We start from the raw sequence: 18,467 nt of genomic DNA on the forward strand, positions 1-18,467 counted from the left end.
ACGCCCGATTCGCCATCGACATGCATGCGCCTTGGACATCTTTCGCCAGTGTCGATCGGAATCCTTGTGTCTCCCCCCACCGGGAGGCCGCAGGGTTTCGCACAACAACATGAGATCCCCGCAACGCCCAGGTCCGATTCCGCAGTACGACCGGTTGTCCGGTGCTGGTCGGTGGCATGTTCAGACCCGGCCTAAGGCCGGCGGGGGGAGCACCATGGAGTGGCTGCAACAGTTCAGCGGGTCTTCGAGGCTCGCCTTCAACCGCGGCGGAGGCCGGCGCGGAACGCCTGCTCATCTCGGGGACGCCGCAATGAAGAGGGAGCGGCGGCTTCTCGTCCAACGCCAGTCGGGCGCTGTCGCCCCCGTCGCGGCGCCGACCCTGTGCGCCGCGCGCCCCAGCGGGAATCGGGAAGAGAAGAGGGGATTCCGTTCCTTGCCGTGCAGAGTGTCGCTCCGGCGCATAAAGCAATTCGCGCGCGCCCCCGGAATGCTTCTCGCTCTTGCGCGCGTCGGCATTTCATCCGACAACCGCTCCATCGGCCGGCCACACCCTGTCAGTCTGGTCGGGCCGGACCACGTAGGCGGACACCCGCCCCGGACGGCATCGGGGGATCACGTGGCAGGGGCAGACGCATGCGGGCAGCCGACCGCGACAGCAATACCAGCATTTCCATCAGGGGCTCTGAAAAGGGGCCTGGCCGCGCTGGTGGTCGTACTTCTTCTCGCTGCCGCCCTGGTGGGTGCCACACCGGGTAGCACCCGGATTCCGGAAGAGCTGGAGCGGACGGCCGAGGCACTGGAGTCGGGCAAGAAAGCGGTCACCGTCGTGGCGACCGTAACGGAGCCGCTCGCGCTTGGTGAGGGCAATGTGCCGCTGGGCATGCAGCGCGTCATCGATGCCAAGAGCCGGCATGGCCGCCATCTGGTGGTCGTCCAGAAGGCGCAGGACAGCGGGCAGGGTGGCGCCGTGCTCATGCTGCTCGCCGACTCTCAGGCGATAGTCCACGACAACGCCACGGTCAGTACGCTGCCTCGGGACATCCTGGAGTCCGCAAGGACGCGATCTCTCTGCGGCAGGCGCAGCCTGTGCCAACTGCTGGATGAGCGGAGAGGCCGACCGGGCAAAGTCGAAGCGTCCCAGCTCCGGTCGGATCTGCATATCCCCGCCGACGAGAAAACCGCGCTCAAAAATGCCGGAGCAGACTCCGCGACCGCCCCACTGCACACGCTCACGTTCCCGCACTCCGACCCGGCCGGCGGCATCGGACCGACCGAGATTCTGCTGACTCTCCTCGCCGCCGGCGCCGCACTGTTCTCCCTGGCGGTGCTCAGAACCCGGTACCGGGCCGCACTCGTCGGGCCCGCCCCGCCGCCGTTACGCCCGCCGAGCGGGCCATTGATGGTCCGCGTTCCTCCGGAGCCTCCCGCGGCCGCCCGCCTGGTCCCTGAAGGCCCCGTCCGCCCGGCGACCGTATGCACCCGGCTCCATCCGCAGGGCTATGTCGAGCTGGACGGCTGGCTGTACCGGGCGAGTTGGGCGGACCCGCAGCTGGCCCCGCCCGACCCTGGCGAGGTCGTCGACATCGCGGGGCAGCGGCCCGGGGATCTCCTCGCCTTCGTGCCCCGGAGCCTCGACGGCGCGGGCGGACCCGCCGGCTGACCGGCAGCCACGCCCGCACACGGTCAGGCTCCCGCACCTGACAAGCACACAGAACCGCGCAGAGACACCGCACCACAAGCACGCACACGACAGGGGGAACTGGATCCCATGAATCCAGGAAATCCGGACCAGCCGGTCATGCCACCGCAGGACATGCCCATCTCGTACGCCGACATCGAGATCGAGAACAACGCCCAGCGACTGCCGCTGCTGCTGTGCCTGGACATCTCCAGTTCCATGGCGGGCAAACCCATACGGCTGCTCAATGAGGCGCTGATCGCCTGGGGACGCGAGATCCGGGAGGACCTGGCCCTCAGCTACAGCGTCGAGATCGCCCTGGTCACCTTCGGCGGCACGGGGATCGGAGTCTGGCAGGGCCCACATCTGCTCGACCCCCGGGCCACCGTCAGCCCCTTCGTGCCCGCCCACCAATTCCAGCCGCCGCAGCTCGCCGCATCCGGAGTCACGCTGCTGACCGAGGCGGTGGAGACCGCCATCCGCCTGGTGGCCGGGCGGAAGACACAATTGCGAGGCCTGGGCCTGCAGTACTACCGCCCACAGATCTGCCTGGTGACGGATGGCCTGCCGACGGACAGTCAGGGGCACCCCACGGACGCCTGGCGGCAGCTGGTCCCGATGCTCGCCGCCGAGCAACAGGCCAAGCGCTTCCGTTTCTACGCCTTCGGAATCGGCGGAATCAGCCAGCGCGGACAGCAGGTGCTCAAGGAGCTGGCGCCGAAGTACCACGCCACCCTCCAGGGTTTCCCGTTCCGCGACCTGCTGCAGACGATGTCGGCGAGCGCGAGTGCCGAACAGAAGGGCGCGGAGGAAGAGACCTTCGAGCAGCTGTTCAACCGGTTCAAGACTCAGCGTTCCGCCTGGAACTCCTGAACGGTGGGGACGACCGACATGGCGGGTGCAGCAGAGAACGGACGGGTCCAGGACCCGGCATGGCGGGTGCACGGGGTGAGCGTACGAGGTTACCGGCACGCTCAGCAGGGAACGCCCTGCCAGGACGCCTGGGCGGAACTCCGCACCGGCCCGCCCCATGCCCGCGTGACCGTACTCACGGTCGCAGACGGCGCAGGCAGCAGACCGCGTTCCCAGGAGGGGGCCCAGCTGGCGGCCCGACTGGCCACCTCCGTCTTCGGGGCGCGCCTGGGCAGCCGGAAGAGCGGGCCACCGGACGGCGAAGACCTCCACGCACTGCAACGGGAGGCCTTCCAGGAAGTGCTGGACACCTTCCTCGACAACACCTGGGCGCTGACCGCGGGCCCTGCCCGCGTCGGCGGCCCGGGCCATGGCGGGCGCGGCGGCCCGGCCGACTTCGCCACCACCCTCACCGTGGTAGTGCTCGGCCCCGGCTGGCTGGGCTACACCTCGTTGGGGGACGGCTTCGTGGTGCTGCGGGCCGGAGAGGCGAACGGCGAACCGCAATTCCATCTGCTGCCCCAGCCGCAGCCTGTGGGCGAGTACGGCAATGAGACCACCTTCCTCAGCTCGCCGGACGCCGCGCGGCGGGTGCGGATCGCCTGCGTACGGGACGACGGCATCGACGGCGTACTGCTGTCCACCGACGGTCTGGCACAGGCAGCCCTGTCCCGCGCCCAGGGCCCGGTGCCGCTGGCCAACCGCTCGTTCGCCGCCTCGGTGCTGCGCTCGCTGGACCGTCCGGGACCGGACCGGCAGGCCGACGCGCGGGATCTGGAGGCGCTGCTGCTCTCGGACCGGCTCACCGCACTCAACGCCGACGACAAGACCCTGGTGCGGGCGGTGCGTACGACAGGTGCTCCGGAACGGGAGGATCTGTCGTGACGGGGCGGACTGTACTGCTCGGCGGACGGCCGGTCGTGCTCCTGGACCCGCCGCTGGGCGCCGGGCTGGAGGCTTCGGTCCACTCGGTGGAGGGCGCCGATGACCTGGTGGTGAAGGTCTACCACCAGCCCGAGGCCGGCCGGGAGCACCGGCTGCGGCGAATGCTGGCACTGAACCCGCTGGCCGGGCAGCCGGTGGACGGCGGACAACCGCCTGAGCTGGCCTGGCCGGTCGATCTCGTGTACGACACGGACGGCGGCTTCCTCGGCTACGGCATGGGGCGATTCGCCGAGCCCGAACACATCCAGCTCACCGGGCTGTTCAGCCGGGAGCAGCGATTGCGCCGGTTCCCGGCCGAGGCCGACTGGCGGTTCCTCCTCGGGATCTGCTGGAACCTGGCGTTCATGACGGCCCGGCTGCACCACAAGGGCCTGGTCATCGGCGACTTCTCGGCGAAGAACGTGGTCGTCGACCAGCGGGGCTTCGCGACATTCCTGGACTGCGACTCGATCGGCTTCACCGACCCCGACACCGGCGAGGTGTTCCCATCCACACTCCACACTCCCGACTATGCCGCCCCCGAGCGCCTGCGAGGCGGCCACGGCAGCACGCGCAGCGACGACTTCGCGCTGGCGGTACTCGTCTATCAGGTACTGACCGCCGGGTACCACCCCTTCGGCGGGGTGCCGCGGGACAGCGAAGACGACGTCCAGATCTCGGACAACATCACGGCCAACCGGTCCTTCGTGGTGCGGCCGGAGTCGGTGAACACACCGCCGGGCACACTCGATCCGACGGTACTGCCGCCGGCCCTGCTGACGCTGGCCCGGCAGGCGTTCGGAACCGGGCTGGGAGATACGGCGCTGCGCCCCACGTCACGGCAGTGGCTGGAGGCGCTCGAGAAGTCGCGGACCAAGGACGCGACAACGATCTGCCCACGCAGACCGAGGCACGCCCATGGCGCCCATCTGACGCGGTGTCCGTGGTGCGACCGGGCCGAGGCGACCGGGCACGACGCCTTCAACGCACCTGAGCGGACACAGCAGCCCTTGCCACCTCCGCCACCGCCACCACATCCGCCACAACCTCCGCAGACGCCTCCGCACATGCCGTCCCCCGGCCCGGTGCCGGCGTGGGTGAAGTCCGTGCTGGTCGGCGCGGGCGTAGTGCTGCTGTTCGTGCTGCGTGTTCTGATCGTCGCGGGATGGTGAGGGCATGACAGTTCCGCTGGATCCCGCGCACTCCGCAGGCCTCCACGGTGGGGTGTTCGCACAGCTGGCCGACGCGATCGGGCCCATGGAGCCGGACGCCGGAAACCTCTCCCCCACCCTGCGCACCGCACAGGACCGCATGGCTCAGCCCATGCGGGTGGCCGTGGCCGGCCAGATCAAGCGCGGCAAGTCGACGCTGGTCAACGCCCTCCTCGGCGAGGAGGTCTCCGATACCGGCCAGCTGGAACTGACCTTCAACGTCTGCGAGTTCCACCACGCGGACCACCCCCGGCTGCTGGTCCATTTCAAGGACGGCCGGCCGGCCGAGGAGTGGCCGCACGATGCCCTGACCCGGCTGACCGTGCGCGATGCCGGGGCACTGCGAGAGCTGCGCGCGATCCGCAAGGTCGAGGTGGGCCGGCCCAGTGCGCTGCTGCGCCGCTTCCGGATCGTGGACACTCCGGGGCTGGGGAGCGTGCACGGGACGGACGCCGACAACACCCTTTCCTTCCTCGGCATCGAGGACCCGGTGGAGCGCGACAACGCCGCCCGGGTGCTCGATGAACTGGGCAAGGACGCCCTGTCGGTGCACGCCCAGAGCGCGGCCGAGATGGACCGGGCCGACGCCGTCGTCTTCGTCTTCAGCCGCGGTCTGGGCCGGGCCGACCAGCAGGCCGTCGACAACTTCGCCGGGGCGTACGGGGCGGTCGTGAGCCCGCTGAAGGCTTTCGGCGTGCTCTCGCGCAGTGATCAGTACTGGCCCCCGGTCGGCGAAACGGGTCCCGACGGGCTGCCCGCCGACCCCTTCGACTACGACCCGATGGCAACTGCCCGCCGTATCGCCGACTCCTATCTGGAACGGCCCGCCGTGCGACGGGTGTTCCGCACCGTTCTTCCCGTGGCCGGCCTGCTCGGCATCGCCGCCCAGCGTATGCCGTCGGATACCTTCGGACCCCTGGCCGACCTGGCGAAGGTGCCGCCCCGGCGGCTCGCGGACCTCATGGAGGACGTCAACCTCTTCTGCGGCCGGGAGTACCCGGAACTGCCTGTCCCGGCCACTCTCCGCGCCGAACTGGTCGACCGGTTGGGGGCGTGGGGGGTGTTCCTGGCCTGCGGGTGTCTTCGGGAGGGCCTGGGCGAGGACGCCGTGCGCCGGACCCTGCTGGAGCGCAGCGGCGTTCTCGTCCTGCGCGAGCTCATCCTGCGGCACTTCGGCAACCGGTCCGCGCTCATCAAACTGGACCACGGGCAGCGCGCAATCGCCGACGAGGTGTCCCGGCTGCGAACCACGGCGCAGCTCGCCGGGCAGCCGGTGCCCGCCGCGGCGGACCGGGTGGCCGCGCTGCTGGAGCGACTGCGGGTCACCGACCCGGGGCCGTCGGAACTCGCCGCGTTGGGCGCGTACTACAACGGTCGGCTCGGTCTGACGGCGGAGCAGGAGTCGCAGCTGCTGGAAGTCACCGGCGAGCTGGGCACCAGCTGTGCGGCCCGGCTCGGCCTGGCGGCCGGCACTCCGGCCGACATGTTGCTGGCAACGGCCCGTCGCCGCGCCGCCCAATGGGCCGGGATCTGCGCCGACCCGCTCCTCGACCGGCCCACGCTCGGCGCGGCACGGGTGGTGCTGCGCTCCTACGAGCGGGTGGCTGACCAGGTCGGCCGGGCCCGGGCGCTGCTGTACGGAGACGAGGAAGAAGGGAAGGGCGAGTGAGCTGGGAATCGTACGACCCGGGGGCGGATCCCGGATTTGCCCCGGAGACCGACATGGGGCTCATGGACTACATGGATCCGGCGTCCCCGAACAACGTGACGGACCAGACGCTGCTGGGCGATCCGATGGACCCAACCGGTCTGGCAGACCCCTACGACGACACAGAGATGGTTCCGTACGCCGATCCCTCACTCGGCGGCATCCCCGACCTGCCGAACTTCGACCCGGCGCAGAGCGACCCCGCGGCCGTCGTCGGGAGCCCCGGCGAAGCAATGGGGGTGTGGCACCAGCACACCGGTGAGAACGCCTGTGCCATCGGCGCACAGGGCATGGTCCTCGAATATCTCACCGGCCAGGAGTTCAGCGAGGAACAGCTCACCCAGGAGGCCGCGAGCATGGGCTGGTTCAATGAGTCGGGCACCTCGCCCGCCGATGTGGGGAACCTGTTGGAACACCACGGTGTCCCGGTCGAGCATGTGGACGGGGCGTCCTTGGACAAGCTGGAGAAGGTGGTGGCGGGAGGCGGGGCGGCCATCGTGGGCGTGGACTCCAGTGAGATCTGGACCCCCGGGCACGACACAGCAGATGATCCCGTGGCCGATGTGCCGGGAATCCCGGGCCAGGATGCCGACCACGCCGTGTGGGTCACCGGATTCGACAACAGCGACCCGGGCAATCCGCTGGTGATACTCAACGACTCGGGTCACCCGGACGGTCAGGGCCTGGCAGTGCCGCTGGACGAGTTCATGGGCGCTTGGCAGGACTCCGGCAACCTCCTGGTGGCAGCGGGCGGATCCGGGACGGTGTCGGCATGACCGCCGGGCAATCGGAAGAACAGCCGCAGCCGGATGAACGGCCGCGCGCGGACGAGCGACTGGCGGAGGTAAGCGCTCGGTATGCCGCATGGCTCATGACGGAGCAGGACCGGCTGGAATGGCAGCTGCGCGCCGAGTACGAGCAACGGCTGTCCGACGCTGATACGGAATCGGCGCGCTCTGCGGCCCTGCCGCAGCTCCCACCGTCGGCTCCACCGGCGGCGGCGCCACTGATCGGGCTGTTGGACCGGCTGTCCGGGCTGGGCGACGCCGTCGAGCCCCCCGACGGCCCGGTGCTGGACTGGGTGCGCCGCAGCGTCCTCACGGCGCTCGCGGCGCTCGGTGTCACCCCGGTCGAGGACACCGGCCCCGCGGATCCCACCCGGCACAACGTCGTGGCCACCCGCGAGGACGACTCGGGGGGTCTGCTCTGCGACCACATCGCGGAGACGGTCCGGCCCGGATACCGCTGGGACGGAGGACTCCTGCGTACGCAGGAAGTCATCGTGTACGTGCCCCCCGGATACCCGGTCCACGGTGAGCCAGGGGACGAGACCCGCGACGACACCGACGGACGTCCCCATGACCGGCACTGATCCCGGCATGCCGCGCTCCGAGGCCCTCGCCAAGACGCTCTGCGGATCCCGGACCTTCCGTGAACTCGCCCCCATGGAATCCGGCATCGGCTGGCCGGTGCCGATCCCCGTGTTCCAGGATGGCGAGCCTCGGGTCTACGCCCGGCTGCCGCTGTTCGTGCTGCGCCCCGACCCGGCAGGCGGCGCCGACCTCTTCCCGCCTTTCGCCACCGCCACCCTCGACTGGTCCACCGGGCGTCTCGTCGAGTACACCGATCTGCGCTTCAAGGAACCGCACCGCTCTCGGGAGGAGTGGTCGCACCCTGTCGGCCACTTCCCCCACTCCGCCGTCGCGGAGCTGTCCACCGCCGGATACCGCGCACTGCGCACCCAGCTGTTCGACCTCTACGACGAACTCTTCTCCGAGCTGTCGCACGGGCGGCAATTCAGCGGCGACGGAGCCGCGGAATTCCGGGGACTGCTGGGGCGGTTGCTGGAGCCCTGCCTGCTGCCCCACTACCGGCGGCTCGCGCCGAAGTTCCTTCAGCAGTACCTCCCCGACCACCATGTGCCCGACGAAGGGTGAACCACCATGCCGGACAACGCCTTCAGCCGTCTGCGCTCCGATGTTCTGGCCGCCTTCCCGAGATTCGTGGAAGAGCTCTCCGACGAGCTCGGCCCCCGGCAACGAGGCATGCTGGCGCAGTCCGGAGAACGCCTGGAACAGGGCACCTGCCATGTGGTCGTTGTCGGTGAGTACAAGCGAGGCAAATCGACGCTGCTCAACGCGCTGGTGGAACGGCCCGGCCTCTTTCCGGTCGACGTCGATGTGGCCACCTGTGTGGTCTCCACACTCGCGTGGGGTGAGCAGGAGCGTGCCGTGGTGCACCTCGGGGATCCCGTCCCCGGCGGTGACATGCGGCGGCTGGAGGTCGATCTCGCCGAACTCCCGGAGTATGTAACCGAGCAGGGCAACCCCGGCAACCGCAGGAATGTCCGGCTGGTCGAGATCCAGGCCCCGGTGCCACAGTTGGAGGGCGGGCTGGTGGTCGTCGACACGCCAGGAGTCGGAAGCCTCAACGGTGAACACACGGCTGCCACCCATGCCTTCCTGGAGCGGGCCGACGGGCTGGTCTTCGTCTGCGACGCGATCGAGCCGCTGGCCACGTACGAACTCGACTTCCTCAGCCGGGCCCTGACGAAATGCGAGGTGGTCATCACCGCTGTCACCAAGACCGACAAGGTCCGCGATGCCCGTCCGGTGGTCGTCGGCGCCCGCGAGAAGATCGCGGTACGTACCGGAACTCCCGCCGACAGCCTGGTGATCGTGCCCGTATCCGCCTTCCGGAAGCTCAAGTGGCTCCGGGACCGCGCAGACGATCAACTGCTCGCCGACTCCGGTTTCCTGGAGCTGGACCGAGAGTTGTGGGGAGGGCTGGCCACCGCCGGCTGCGCGGTACAGGTGCGGCGGGCGCTGGACGGGCTGAGTGATGCCGTGGCCACTGCGGGGTCACCGCTGGTCAACGAACTGGCAGCGCTGGAGTCCAATGAGTCCCTGCAGCGGATCCGCGGCCAGGTCGCCGAGACCACTGCCCAGATCAAGCAGCTGAGTTCCGGCAGCGCCGGTTGGCGCACTGAGCTTCCCAGACGATTCGAGACGGACACCCGCCAGACCCGCGCCGCGCTGCAGGATGCCTTCGACGCGGTGCTGCGCCAGTACCAGGAGAAGGTGACCGCGGGAGCCGACCCGGGATCGGACGAGCTGATCGGCGAGGTCGCCACCGGCATGCTCAAGGCACTCACCGAGGCTCATGGCCGGCTGGCCGCTGTGTCGGTGAAGGTCATGGAGGAGTTCGCCCGGCGCACCAGCCTCCAGCTCACGTCGGCCGAGGCACCCAAACCGCCTTTCACACCCAGCATCGCGGTCCCCACTGTGCCGCTGAATGTCCGTCCCACCCGCTTCTTCGACGCGTTCCGGGCCAGTTGGTCCACCGGAATGGCCGGCCTCGGCGCGGGCGCCGGCGTCGCCATGATCGAACCGTTCAGCGGCCTGGCCGTGGCAGCCGGCCTGGGAACCATGGGTTTTATCCATGGTGTCCGCAACCACCGGCAGGATCTGCGCGAGCGCGCCGAACGCGAGCGCAGTGCCCGGCTGCTCCAGCTGGTCGGTCAGGAGATCGCCGCCAACCGGCGGCACGCCTCGGAAACCTTCAACCAGGCGTACGGGGACATCGCCCAGTCCCTGGTGAAAGAGCTGAACGGGCAGCTCGCAGCCCAGCAGGAGTCGCTGGCCGAGTCCGGTCGCAGGCTTCAGGAGGCGAGCCGGCACACCAAGGAGGCCCTGACTCGCAGACGCGGCGAACTGCTCGCGCGCCAGCAGCAGTACCGCCGGCTCCAGGGCGAGCTCGACCGGCTGCGCTCCCGCGTGGACCGCCTGGCCACGCCGCGTACCGAGCCACTCCGGCCGCAGCCCGCGCGGCAGACACCGCCGTCGCCGCCACCGTCCGGGGCGTCACCGTCCGGGGCGTACGGGCCATCCACCGTTGCCTCGGCAGGGGCAGCGGTGGCGGCCGTGGCCGGCGAAGTCGCCGTGGACCTCGCCTTGAACGCCGCAACGCAGATACTCGCCACCGACGTCACCGCCGACGCCGCCACCGAGGGCACCGGGGTGGACACCACAATGGCCCCTCTCGTGGACACCGGCGGACCGGACCTCGTCCCGACCGCCACTCCGGGCATGGACGCTCTACCGCAACCGTCCGGGACCGACGCCCCCGTGCACCCGGACATCGGCGCGTCCTTCGACCCCGGCCAGTTCGACACGCCATGACCGGCAGCGGAACGGGCACGCGCGGCGTGGTCTACGGCATCGACTTCGGCACCTGGACGTCTGCCCTGGTGATACTGCGTCAGGGTCACCCCCCGATGCCGGTTCGCGACCCTGTCAGCCCCCATGGGGCGACCTCGGTACGCAGTGCCGTCTGCTTACTGCCCGATGGGTCGATGGTGGTCGGGCAAGCTGCCCAGAACTCGCGACTGCAACGCCCGGAGCGCTTCCGGGCCGAATTCAAGAGGGAGTTCGGCGAGCCGTTCCCGCACCAGCTGGGCGAGCGTCGGTTCAGCACCGAGGAGCTGACCGCGAAGGTTCTCGGATTCCTCGTGGAACAGAGCCGCCGGGCCGTCAGCTCCGCTCCCGACCGGGTGGTGATCACGGTTCCGGCGACCTGGGAACGCGCCAGGAGGGAGCTCATGGCAGGCGCCGCCGAGGCTGCGGGAATCCGGCCGGAGACAGTCGAAATACACACCGAACCGGTGGCCGCCGCCGTCTACGCCCTGCACGACCACGGCATGGACCGGGACCGGACCGTCCTGGTCTACGACCTCGGCGGTGGCACCTTCGACCTGGCCATCGCCAGGGGAACCAGGGACGGTTTCACCGTCCTCGGCTCACCCGGGGGCCTGTCCGATGTCGGCGGACTGGCCATCGACCAGGCAGTGCTGGCGTTGATACGGGACCGCTGCCCCGGGGCGCTGGACTCGCTCCTCTCCGGCGGCGCGGATGCCGATGATGCCCGGGCACTGCGCCGCAGGACACAGCTCGCGGAAGCCTGCACCACTTTCAAACAGCAGCTGTCCGTCTCCTCCGAGCACTCCGACATGCTCACCATGCTGGACCCGCCGGTCGAGGTCACTCTGACCCGGGCCGACCTGCGGGAGGCGATCCGGCCGATGCTGTCGGACACCGTCACGGAGTGCGAACGGGTGCTGCGGGCTCACGGGCTGGATTGGGGCGACCTGGATCTCATCGTCCCCGTGGGCGGCAGCTCCAGGCTCCCCATGGTCGGCGAGATGCTGACCGACCGTTCGGGGCTGCCGGTGCTGGACGTGTCGGAGCCGGAACTCGCGGTGGCCACCGGCGCCGCCTGGCTGGCACAGGGCGCGGTTCCCGCGCGCATAGCGGCGCCGCCCCCTGCTGACACACCGCCGCAGTCGCGGCCGCCAGGCGCGCTGCCGACCGGGGTCAGGGCTCTGCTGGACGCCGGTCTGACCGACCGTATGGTGCTGGAGGCGGTGCGACGTGCCCGTTCCTGACCTCGCGACGGAGAACGGGCTTGCGCTGTCCGGCCAATGGCGGCGGCTGGTCGGCAAGTGGGCCTCCCGGCACCACCGGCCCTTCGAGGCCGACACCGCCTCCGTGACGCTCGAGTTCGACCATCCGCAGGCTCAGCGGGACATCAGGCTGACCTTCACCACGACCAGCAATGGGCTGCTGCTGTTGCTGGTCACGGATGACCGGTACCTGGCGGATGACCAGATCGCCTTGGCTGCGGCCGCCGCCAACGCCTGGAACATCGAGCGGTTGGTCCCCATGCTCGCGGTCTGCAATCTCGGCGGCACCACCCCTCCCTATCTGACCGGCATCCGCACGCTGCCACTGGCGTGTGTGCTGACGCAATCGGCGTTCCACACGATGGCCGACCAGTGGCTCGAGGACGCACGGGGACTGTTCAGCTGGTGCCACGAGGAATTCCGGCTGTGAGCCACGAAGAGGGGAGCGCACCGAATGGCACGGGCCTCCCGCAGCAGGTGAACCACAAACGGCACTGCTATACGGAGGCCTGTGCCTGCTGGACGGTGAGTGGCGTTCGGCCTCACTGCTGGATCTATTGCCGGAGTGCCTGAGCGGAGCGGTGGCGGCGGAGCTACTTGCCGGTCGGTTCGCGCGAACCACCGTTCCATCGCGTCAGCCAGAACTCATCGGTTGCCTCGCATCGATCTTGGCGGATTCGCTCTCCGTCCCTGGCCAGCCGGGTGATGGGCGGTGCGCCGTCCCCCGTCGCGAAGCGCGGAAAGGGCGAGTGCGAGACATATGCGTCGAACTGACCCTTGTCCCCTCACCCAAACCCGATTATGGTTCGGCAATGTCGAACAACGGTCGATCCACAGAGAGGTGGACCGATCACGCAACGGTCGACGCAGCGAGGCGCGCCGCTTGGTCAGAGCGCCCTTTCGAGGGCGCGGTTGAAGAGCCGCAGGAGACCCTGCCCAGCAATCCACCGGGAATCGCTATGCGAACCACCGTCCTGAATCCGTCCATGGCACGGCGTAGCACCGTCGCACACCGCATCCCGGCCCCTCGTTGCGGGCCGGACAAGGCCGTTTCCATGTACGCCTTCACCGTGCCCGCGATACCCGCAGAAGTCCCCGTCGCCCGGAAGAGGGCGGCCCGCGTCCTGCGGGGCTGGAGGCTCCACGAGGACGGGCTGGACACGGCCGCCCTTGTGATCTCCGAGCTGGTCGGCAATGCCGCACGGCACGCCGCCCCGCATTCGGCCAGGACCACGGTGATCCTCACCAGAACCGGGACGACGCTGGCGCTGGCGGTGCACGACGAGCACCCCTTCCTGCCGCAGCCGCCGACCACGACCGATCCCGGACGGGACTGCGGTCGGGGCCTGATGATCGTCGACAGCCTCGCCCGCGAGGCCGGCGGCGCGTTGCGGGTAAGCCGGATGCCGACACACGGCAAGGAAGTCCAGGCGTTCTTCCCCGCCGCCGTCTCCGCGGACAGCGCGGACCTCGCGGCATGTCTGGCGGCCGCGTGCCCGGTGATGCACTTCCAGCGGGCAGAGCCCAGCTGACCGCAGGGCCGTGCATAGTGGGCATGCGCGCTTGAGGTGGCGCCACTTTCCGGTTCCGGTCGCCGCCGCAGGGTGACCGGTCCGCGACACCATCACCCCGCTGCGAACCTCCCTCGTTGCCTCGCCCCCCACTGGGCACAGGCCCGCGCAGTCGACTCCGCCGACTGGGGCCGTCGGCACGGCGCCCCAGCCTGGGCGACTCAGGTCGGCTCACCGGATCGCAGAACCGCTCGCCCGAAAGTGCCGCCCCGGAGGCGCCGGGCCGACCCTACGGTCTCTCGCGAGTCCTCCGTGGCGGAGTCGATCACCGGGACAGGCCGCCAAGACCGCCCGTAGCGCCGGCGCAGCTCCATTGCCTCCGGGGCCGGCTTCAGCACGGCCAACGCGCTTCCCCACTCAGTCCACGCCGGACGGCCGACCGTTTGCATACATATGCGACATGTGTCATATTTCTGCCATGCATAACCCTCTACCCGAGGAACATGACGTGATGATCACTGGAGCCCACCCCAACGCTCCTGCCCCCCGCGCGAGCGTCGCCCTGGCTCGCGACTGCGACGAGTGCCGAGGCTGGGGAAGCGTAGTGAACGATGGCCGCCACGAGCTCTGCCCCGCCTGCCAGACCCCGAGTGCCTGACCGACGAGGCGTACCGGTCCAAGCGGCGTAGACCCCGGAGACCGCTCTTCAGCGGCACTGCGGCGGTGCGCCTGCGCCAAGGAGCGCCCCGACGTCACATGCGCACGTACTGCGCGATGCCTCCAGCTCGACACCGTCGGCGGCGGGGCCGAGGAGCGCTGCCAGAACGCCGCGCGGGCGACCGGGTCGGCCGGGTTCGGTCGCTCTGCGGACCTCGACCAGCTCCGCCACCAGGCGGCAGCGACACCAACGGAACCCCGAAATCTGAGCCCACGACGAAGGTCGGCACGCAGCACCAGCGCCACGCCACAACTGCCCGGGCGCGACTCGTCGATCTTGCCGCGCCGGAGATGGAACGGAACATCCAGGATTCACCTCTAGGGTGTCGCACCAGAAATTTCCCGAAAGGCAGTGTTGATATGGCCGTCGACGCATCGAGCGTCGCACGAGAGCGGGACCAGCAGTCCAGTGACGAGCGATGGGGCGGCGGGCAGGACAACTCCTCGTCATGGCGGACTGCTTGGCCCCTTGCTCTGTCGCTGCTGCCGCTCGGTCTGCTCGTCATGGCGTCGTGGATCGGCCGGTACGTGCGCCCGAGCGCGGACGAGTGGTGCTTCCTGCCGAGCGTGCGCGACCACGGCATTTCCGGGCTGATCGGAAAGTTCTACTTCACCGACAACGGACGGGTCGGCAACGGCCTGCTGGTCGGGCTGTACGCGCAGTTCCCGGTCGCCGGGCACCAGTGGTTCGGGCTGATCAGCGGCGTTCTCATGCTGGCGCTCCTGTGGGCACTGACCGCTCAACTCCTGCGCAGGGCCGATCTGGAGGTACCGCGCGGTCTCCCTCTGCTCGCGGCTTCCATGATCACCGCCGTGTTCCTCTTCGCGACCCCCAATACGTACAAAACGTTCTACTGGCCCGCGGCCTCCGTCTCGCACACCGTCGCACCGGTGCTCGCATGCGCGGCCGCCATCCCGCTGCTGCGGGCAGGCGGCCGCCGCAGCCGTCTTGCCGCCCTTGCCATCGTCTTCACGGCAGGCATCTTCATGGGCACGCTCTCCGAAGAGGCGTCGGTCGTCGCCCTGGTGGTGCTGTCCTGTGTGGTGCTGTTCGCGCACCGCGTCTTCGCCGTGCGGGTAAAGACCTTCGCACGCCGCTGGTCACTGCTCGGGATGGCCGGCATCGCCATCGGCACCATCGTGCTGGTGACATCTCCTGGTTCGCGCAATCGCCGCGAGCACTACGGCGCCGACCGCGCATCCATGCTCGCCCCCGAATCGCTGCTGAGCTCGCTGCGCGGATATGTGCAGATCCTCGAGACGATCCTCACCACCTGGCAGTACGCGGGAACTGTCGCGGCCGGTGTCCTGCTCGGTCTGCTGGCACGCGGCCGCGCTCGACGGCCCGCCGCCCTGCTCCCCTGCCGCCCGCTGCTGCTCACCGCTCTCGGCGCGGCCGCATTCCTGGTCTCCGGCTACCTGTGCACCGTCATCACCTACCCCGTCTTCGGAGCAGATGTGGTGACGACGGAACGCACGTGGAACGACTACCTCCTGCTCTACGTCATGCTGCTGGTCGGCGTCGGTGCCTTCATCGGCCGCTCGCTCCGGCTGCGTGCACGCCGCACGGGTATGGCGGCCGCGATGGCCGCGACGGTGTGCGCCGTGGCCGTGGCGGGGCTGGTCGGCCCGCTGAACGGACTCGGGCACGCGATGCAGGTAAGGGCCGAGAAGTGGGACCGTCAGGACCGGTATCTGCGCGAGCAGGCGGCGGACGGCGCCAAGGTTGCGCCGTACACACCCGTTTCGGTCGCCAGCATGCTGGAGCCGTTCAGCCACCATGGCCGCAGGATCTGGCCGGCGCAGTGTGTCGCCGACTACTACCACCTGGACAAGGTCACTTACTCGACAGAACGTCCCTGAGCTCGGAGGCGGGGGCGGCCGCGTGGGAGGCGTCTGTCTCCCGGACCACATAGTGCGGCCGCCGCTTCGACTCGTGGTAGATACGGCCCACATACTCGCCGATGACACCGAGGGTGGCGAGCTGGATGCCGCTGAGTGCGACGATGGCGGTGATCAGGGTCGCGTAGCCGGGGGTGTCCACACCGTCGAGCAGGACGTTCGCGATGATCCACAGCGCATAGCCGAGGGCGGACAGGAAGAGCCACAGTCCGGTGTGGATCGCCATGCGCAGCGGGCGGCTGTTGAAGGAGAGCAGCCCGTCGATGCCGTAGTTGAGCAGGCGCCGACCGCCCCACTTGGACTGCCCGGCCGCCCGCTGCACATTCTGGTAGGTGAAGCTGACGGTGTCGAAGCCGATCCAGGAGAAGAGCCCCTTGGAGAAGCGGTTGCTCTCCGGGAGGGAGAGCACGGCGTTGACAGCACGGCGCGACAGCAGCCGGAAGTCGCCTGCCCCGTCAACGACTTCGACCTCCATGAACCGGCGCACCAGGCTGTAGTACGCCCGGCTGAGCGTCCTGCGAACGGCGCCTTCTCCGACACGGTCACGCTGGGCGACGACCTGGTCGAAGCCGTGCCGATACAGCTCCAGCATGCGGGGCACAAGCTCCGGAGGGTGCTGCAGATCGGCGTCCATGAGGACGACCACTTCGCCACCCGACATCCTCAGCCCGGCGAGCATCGCCGGCTCCTTGCCGAAGTTACGGCTGAAGGAGGTGTAACGCACGCGGGGGTCCCCTGCCGCGAGGTCCCGAAGGTGGATGCGGGTCCCGTCACTGCTGCCGTCGTCCACGTAACAGATCTCGAAGGCTGTCCCAGTGGACTCGAGAGCGGCGACCAGCGCCGTGTGAAAGGAGTCGATCACCTCACTCTCGTTGAAGCAGGGTACGACGACCGAAGTATGGACCGTTGTCATCTCTCTCCATGCGCTGAGGTGCGGGACGGCTGCTCAACTCTGCAACTCGTCGCGTATGGAGGATGGCCGGCGGGCCGAAGAGGTTGCCTCCGGACTCACGAAGTACCTCACACCAGGCGTCGTCGGCGACCAAACGGCGCCGGTCATCGACACGGGTCCGGGACGCCGCAGCGGTTCCCACGTGCTCGAGCAGGCCAGGCGGGCGGCGGCCGGCCGGCCGCTGCAGGTTGCGGGGGTCGGGGCGCTCAGATCTGGGTGATGCCGCCGTCGATGAACAGTTCGGCTCCGGTCGTGAAGGAGCTCTGGTTCGAGGCCAGAAAGAGGGCTGCGGCGGCGACTTCGTCGGGGTGTCCCACCCGGCCGAGCGGGATCGCGACCACGGGGCCGTTTTCCTGCTGCGGGGCCTGTGCCATGGCGGCCCTGGCCAGATCGCCGCCGGGTGTCGCAATGGGGCCGGGGGTGAGTGCGTTGACCCGGATGCCGCGGCTCGCGAGTTCGGCTGCCCAAGTGCGGGCGAAGCTGCGGATAGCAGCCTTGGTGGCGCCGTAGACGCTGAGCCCCGGGACGCCCTGCAAGGCAGCGCTGGAAGAGAGCAGGATCACCGAGGAACCGTCAGGTAGCAGCGGCAACGCCTTCTGGACGGTGAAGAGCGTCCCCTTGCCGTTGATGCCGGAAGTCCTGTCGTAGTTCTCCTCGGTGATGTCCCCGAGCCGGGCATACTCACCGACGCCCGCGTTGGCCACCACGACATCCAACCGTCCACTGCGGGCCTCGATCGTCGCGAAGAGCAGGTCGAGATCATCGAGCTTCGACACGTCGCCCTGCACGCCGACGGCCTGATCCCCCACGGCCTCGACGGCCGCGTCCAGCTCGGCCCTGCGCCGGCCGGTGAGGTAGACGGTGGCGCCTTCGGCGGCAAACCGGCGGGCGATGGCAAGACCGATCCCGGTCGAGCCGCCGGTTACCAGAGTCACTTTGTTGTCCAGCTGTCCCATGACTTCCATCCTCGAGGTAACTAGTCTTGTTACATTGGTGGGTGTTCGGGAGCGCGGGTGTCGACTCCAGCGGTTTCACGCCCGCGCAGGGGTGAACTAGCGGGCGGCCAGCACGCTCCGCAGTACATCCGCGAGCGTGGTGCGGGCCAGTTCACCTCGCAGGGTGTCCTCGATCCCGTCGTAGATGCTCTGCATGGCCGGCTGGATTCCGAAACCCACCGGACACTCCGGGTTCGGTGTGGCGCGGTGCATGGCGAACAGGGCGCCGGGCTGCACGGCCTCATAGACGTCCAGGAGGGTCATGGACTCGAGCTCGCGCGTCAGCGTCCAGCCTGCGCCTGCACCACGCCGGGACTCCACGAGCCCCGCCTTCCGCAGCTCCGCGAGCAAGCGCCGAATGACCACAGGGTTGGTGTTCACGCTCCCCGCGATCTGCTCCGATGTGGCGACCTCGTGGCCGTAGCGCTTGTTGAGCTCCATCCACGCCAGGGCGTGGGCCGCGATCGTCAGCCTGCTGTTGAGACTCACTGGCCTC

16 protein-coding genes are annotated in these 18,467 nt (G+C 69.3%); 13 read left to right on the forward strand and 3 right to left on the reverse strand.

The genetic code is table 11. The features are described 5' to 3' along the window. The first annotated feature begins 706 nt into the window (after positions 1-706). From OG966_RS02610 to OG966_RS02670, 13 genes are all read left to right on the forward strand, one after another. The gene (locus OG966_RS02610; protein ID WP_326655560.1) at positions 707-1,660 is read left to right on the forward strand and encodes a hypothetical protein; all 954 of its coding nucleotides are present in this window, start codon (positions 707-709) and stop codon (positions 1,658-1,660) included. Positions 1,661-1,768: 108 nt separating this feature from the next. Beyond that, the gene (locus OG966_RS02615; RefSeq protein WP_326647669.1) at positions 1,769-2,551 is read left to right on the forward strand and encodes a vWA domain-containing protein; all 783 of its coding nucleotides are present in this window, start codon (positions 1,769-1,771) and stop codon (positions 2,549-2,551) included. An 18-nt stretch (positions 2,552-2,569) separates the two neighbouring features. Then, on the forward strand, positions 2,570-3,475 hold the full coding sequence (locus tag OG966_RS02620; RefSeq protein ID WP_326647670.1) for a PP2C family serine/threonine-protein phosphatase: 906 nt from the start codon (positions 2,570-2,572) through the stop codon (positions 3,473-3,475). Continuing rightward, on the forward strand, positions 3,472-4,686 hold the full coding sequence (locus tag OG966_RS02625) for a protein kinase (RefSeq protein ID WP_326647671.1): 1,215 nt from the start codon (positions 3,472-3,474) through the stop codon (positions 4,684-4,686). The genes OG966_RS02620 and OG966_RS02625 overlap by 4 nt, the downstream gene beginning before the upstream one ends. Before the next feature lie 4 nt (positions 4,687-4,690). Further along, complete coding sequence (locus OG966_RS02630; RefSeq protein ID WP_326647673.1) at positions 4,691-6,394, forward strand: dynamin family protein; 1,704 nt, start codon at positions 4,691-4,693, stop codon at positions 6,392-6,394. Further along, on the forward strand, positions 6,391-7,209 hold the full coding sequence (locus tag OG966_RS02635; RefSeq protein ID WP_326647674.1) for a C39 family peptidase: 819 nt from the start codon (positions 6,391-6,393) through the stop codon (positions 7,207-7,209). The genes OG966_RS02630 and OG966_RS02635 overlap by 4 nt, the downstream gene beginning before the upstream one ends. A 95-nt stretch (positions 7,210-7,304) precedes the next feature. Further along, positions 7,305-7,805: a hypothetical protein gene (locus OG966_RS02640; protein WP_326647675.1), complete on the forward strand. Its 501-nt coding sequence runs from the start codon at positions 7,305-7,307 to the stop codon at positions 7,803-7,805. Next, a complete protein-coding gene (locus tag OG966_RS02645) occupies positions 7,792-8,370 on the forward strand; it encodes a hypothetical protein (RefSeq protein WP_326647676.1) in 579 nt (192 codons plus the stop codon). The genes OG966_RS02640 and OG966_RS02645 overlap by 14 nt, the downstream gene beginning before the upstream one ends. 6 nt (positions 8,371-8,376) lie before the next feature. Beyond that, positions 8,377-10,614 (forward strand): dynamin family protein, encoded by a 2,238-nt coding sequence (locus tag OG966_RS02650; protein ID WP_326647678.1) that lies wholly within the window; start codon positions 8,377-8,379, stop codon positions 10,612-10,614. Further along, complete coding sequence (locus OG966_RS02655; RefSeq protein WP_326647680.1) at positions 10,611-11,876, forward strand: Hsp70 family protein; 1,266 nt, start codon at positions 10,611-10,613, stop codon at positions 11,874-11,876. The genes OG966_RS02650 and OG966_RS02655 overlap by 4 nt, the downstream gene beginning before the upstream one ends. After that, positions 11,863-12,324, forward strand: coding sequence for a hypothetical protein (locus tag OG966_RS02660; RefSeq protein ID WP_326647681.1), 462 nt, complete (start codon positions 11,863-11,865; stop codon positions 12,322-12,324). The genes OG966_RS02655 and OG966_RS02660 overlap by 14 nt, the downstream gene beginning before the upstream one ends. A gap of 556 nt (positions 12,325-12,880) precedes the next feature. Further along, positions 12,881-13,426, forward strand: a complete 546-nt coding sequence (locus OG966_RS02665; RefSeq protein WP_326647683.1) for an ATP-binding protein — start codon at positions 12,881-12,883, stop codon at positions 13,424-13,426. A 1,056-nt stretch (positions 13,427-14,482) separates the two neighbouring features. Then, a complete protein-coding gene (locus OG966_RS02670) occupies positions 14,483-15,985 on the forward strand; it encodes a DUF6056 family protein (RefSeq protein ID WP_326647684.1) in 1,503 nt (500 codons plus the stop codon). Here the strand turns inward: OG966_RS02670 and OG966_RS02675 are convergent. From OG966_RS02675 to OG966_RS02685, 3 genes are all read right to left on the reverse strand, one after another. Then, complete coding sequence (locus OG966_RS02675) at positions 15,960-16,937, reverse strand: glycosyltransferase family 2 protein (RefSeq protein WP_326647685.1); 978 nt, start codon at positions 16,935-16,937, stop codon at positions 15,960-15,962. The two genes, OG966_RS02670 and OG966_RS02675, sit on opposite strands and share 26 nt — an antisense overlap. 245 nt (positions 16,938-17,182) lie before the next feature. Beyond that, entirely contained in the window at positions 17,183-17,932 is a 750-nt protein-coding gene (locus OG966_RS02680; RefSeq protein ID WP_326647686.1) for an SDR family NAD(P)-dependent oxidoreductase, read from the reverse strand. A 96-nt stretch (positions 17,933-18,028) separates the two neighbouring features. Continuing rightward, positions 18,029-18,460: an Rrf2 family transcriptional regulator gene (locus tag OG966_RS02685; RefSeq protein ID WP_326647687.1), complete on the reverse strand. Its 432-nt coding sequence runs from the start codon at positions 18,458-18,460 to the stop codon at positions 18,029-18,031. Positions 18,461-18,467: the final 7 nt, after the last annotated feature.

This window comes from Streptomyces sp. NBC_01750 (genome assembly GCF_035918095.1).
Lineage (GTDB): Bacteria > Actinomycetota > Actinomycetes > Streptomycetales > Streptomycetaceae > Streptomyces.

What these genes read in the sequence shown, in the direction of transcription:
- OG966_RS02615 (WP_326647669.1), top strand. Translation starts at nt 1,769, where the DNA reads ATGAATCCAGGAAATCCGGACCAGCCGGTCATGCCACCGCAGGACATG.
- OG966_RS02620 (WP_326647670.1), top strand. Translation starts at nt 2,570, where the DNA reads ATGGCGGGTGCAGCAGAGAACGGACGGGTCCAGGACCCGGCATGGCGG.
- OG966_RS02630 (WP_326647673.1), top strand. Translation starts at nt 4,691, where the DNA reads ATGACAGTTCCGCTGGATCCCGCGCACTCCGCAGGCCTCCACGGTGGG.
- OG966_RS02640 (WP_326647675.1), top strand. Translation starts at nt 7,305, where the DNA reads ATGACGGAGCAGGACCGGCTGGAATGGCAGCTGCGCGCCGAGTACGAG.
- OG966_RS02645 (WP_326647676.1), top strand. Translation starts at nt 7,792, where the DNA reads ATGACCGGCACTGATCCCGGCATGCCGCGCTCCGAGGCCCTCGCCAAG.
- OG966_RS02650 (WP_326647678.1), top strand. Translation starts at nt 8,377, where the DNA reads ATGCCGGACAACGCCTTCAGCCGTCTGCGCTCCGATGTTCTGGCCGCC.
- OG966_RS02655 (WP_326647680.1), top strand. Translation starts at nt 10,611, where the DNA reads ATGACCGGCAGCGGAACGGGCACGCGCGGCGTGGTCTACGGCATCGAC.
- OG966_RS02665 (WP_326647683.1), top strand. Translation starts at nt 12,881, where the DNA reads ATGGCACGGCGTAGCACCGTCGCACACCGCATCCCGGCCCCTCGTTGC.
- OG966_RS02670 (WP_326647684.1), top strand. Translation starts at nt 14,483, where the DNA reads ATGGCCGTCGACGCATCGAGCGTCGCACGAGAGCGGGACCAGCAGTCC.
- OG966_RS02675 (WP_326647685.1), bottom strand. Translation starts at nt 16,937, where the DNA reads ATGACAACGGTCCATACTTCGGTCGTCGTACCCTGCTTCAACGAGAGT.
- OG966_RS02680 (WP_326647686.1), bottom strand. Translation starts at nt 17,932, where the DNA reads ATGGGACAGCTGGACAACAAAGTGACTCTGGTAACCGGCGGCTCGACC.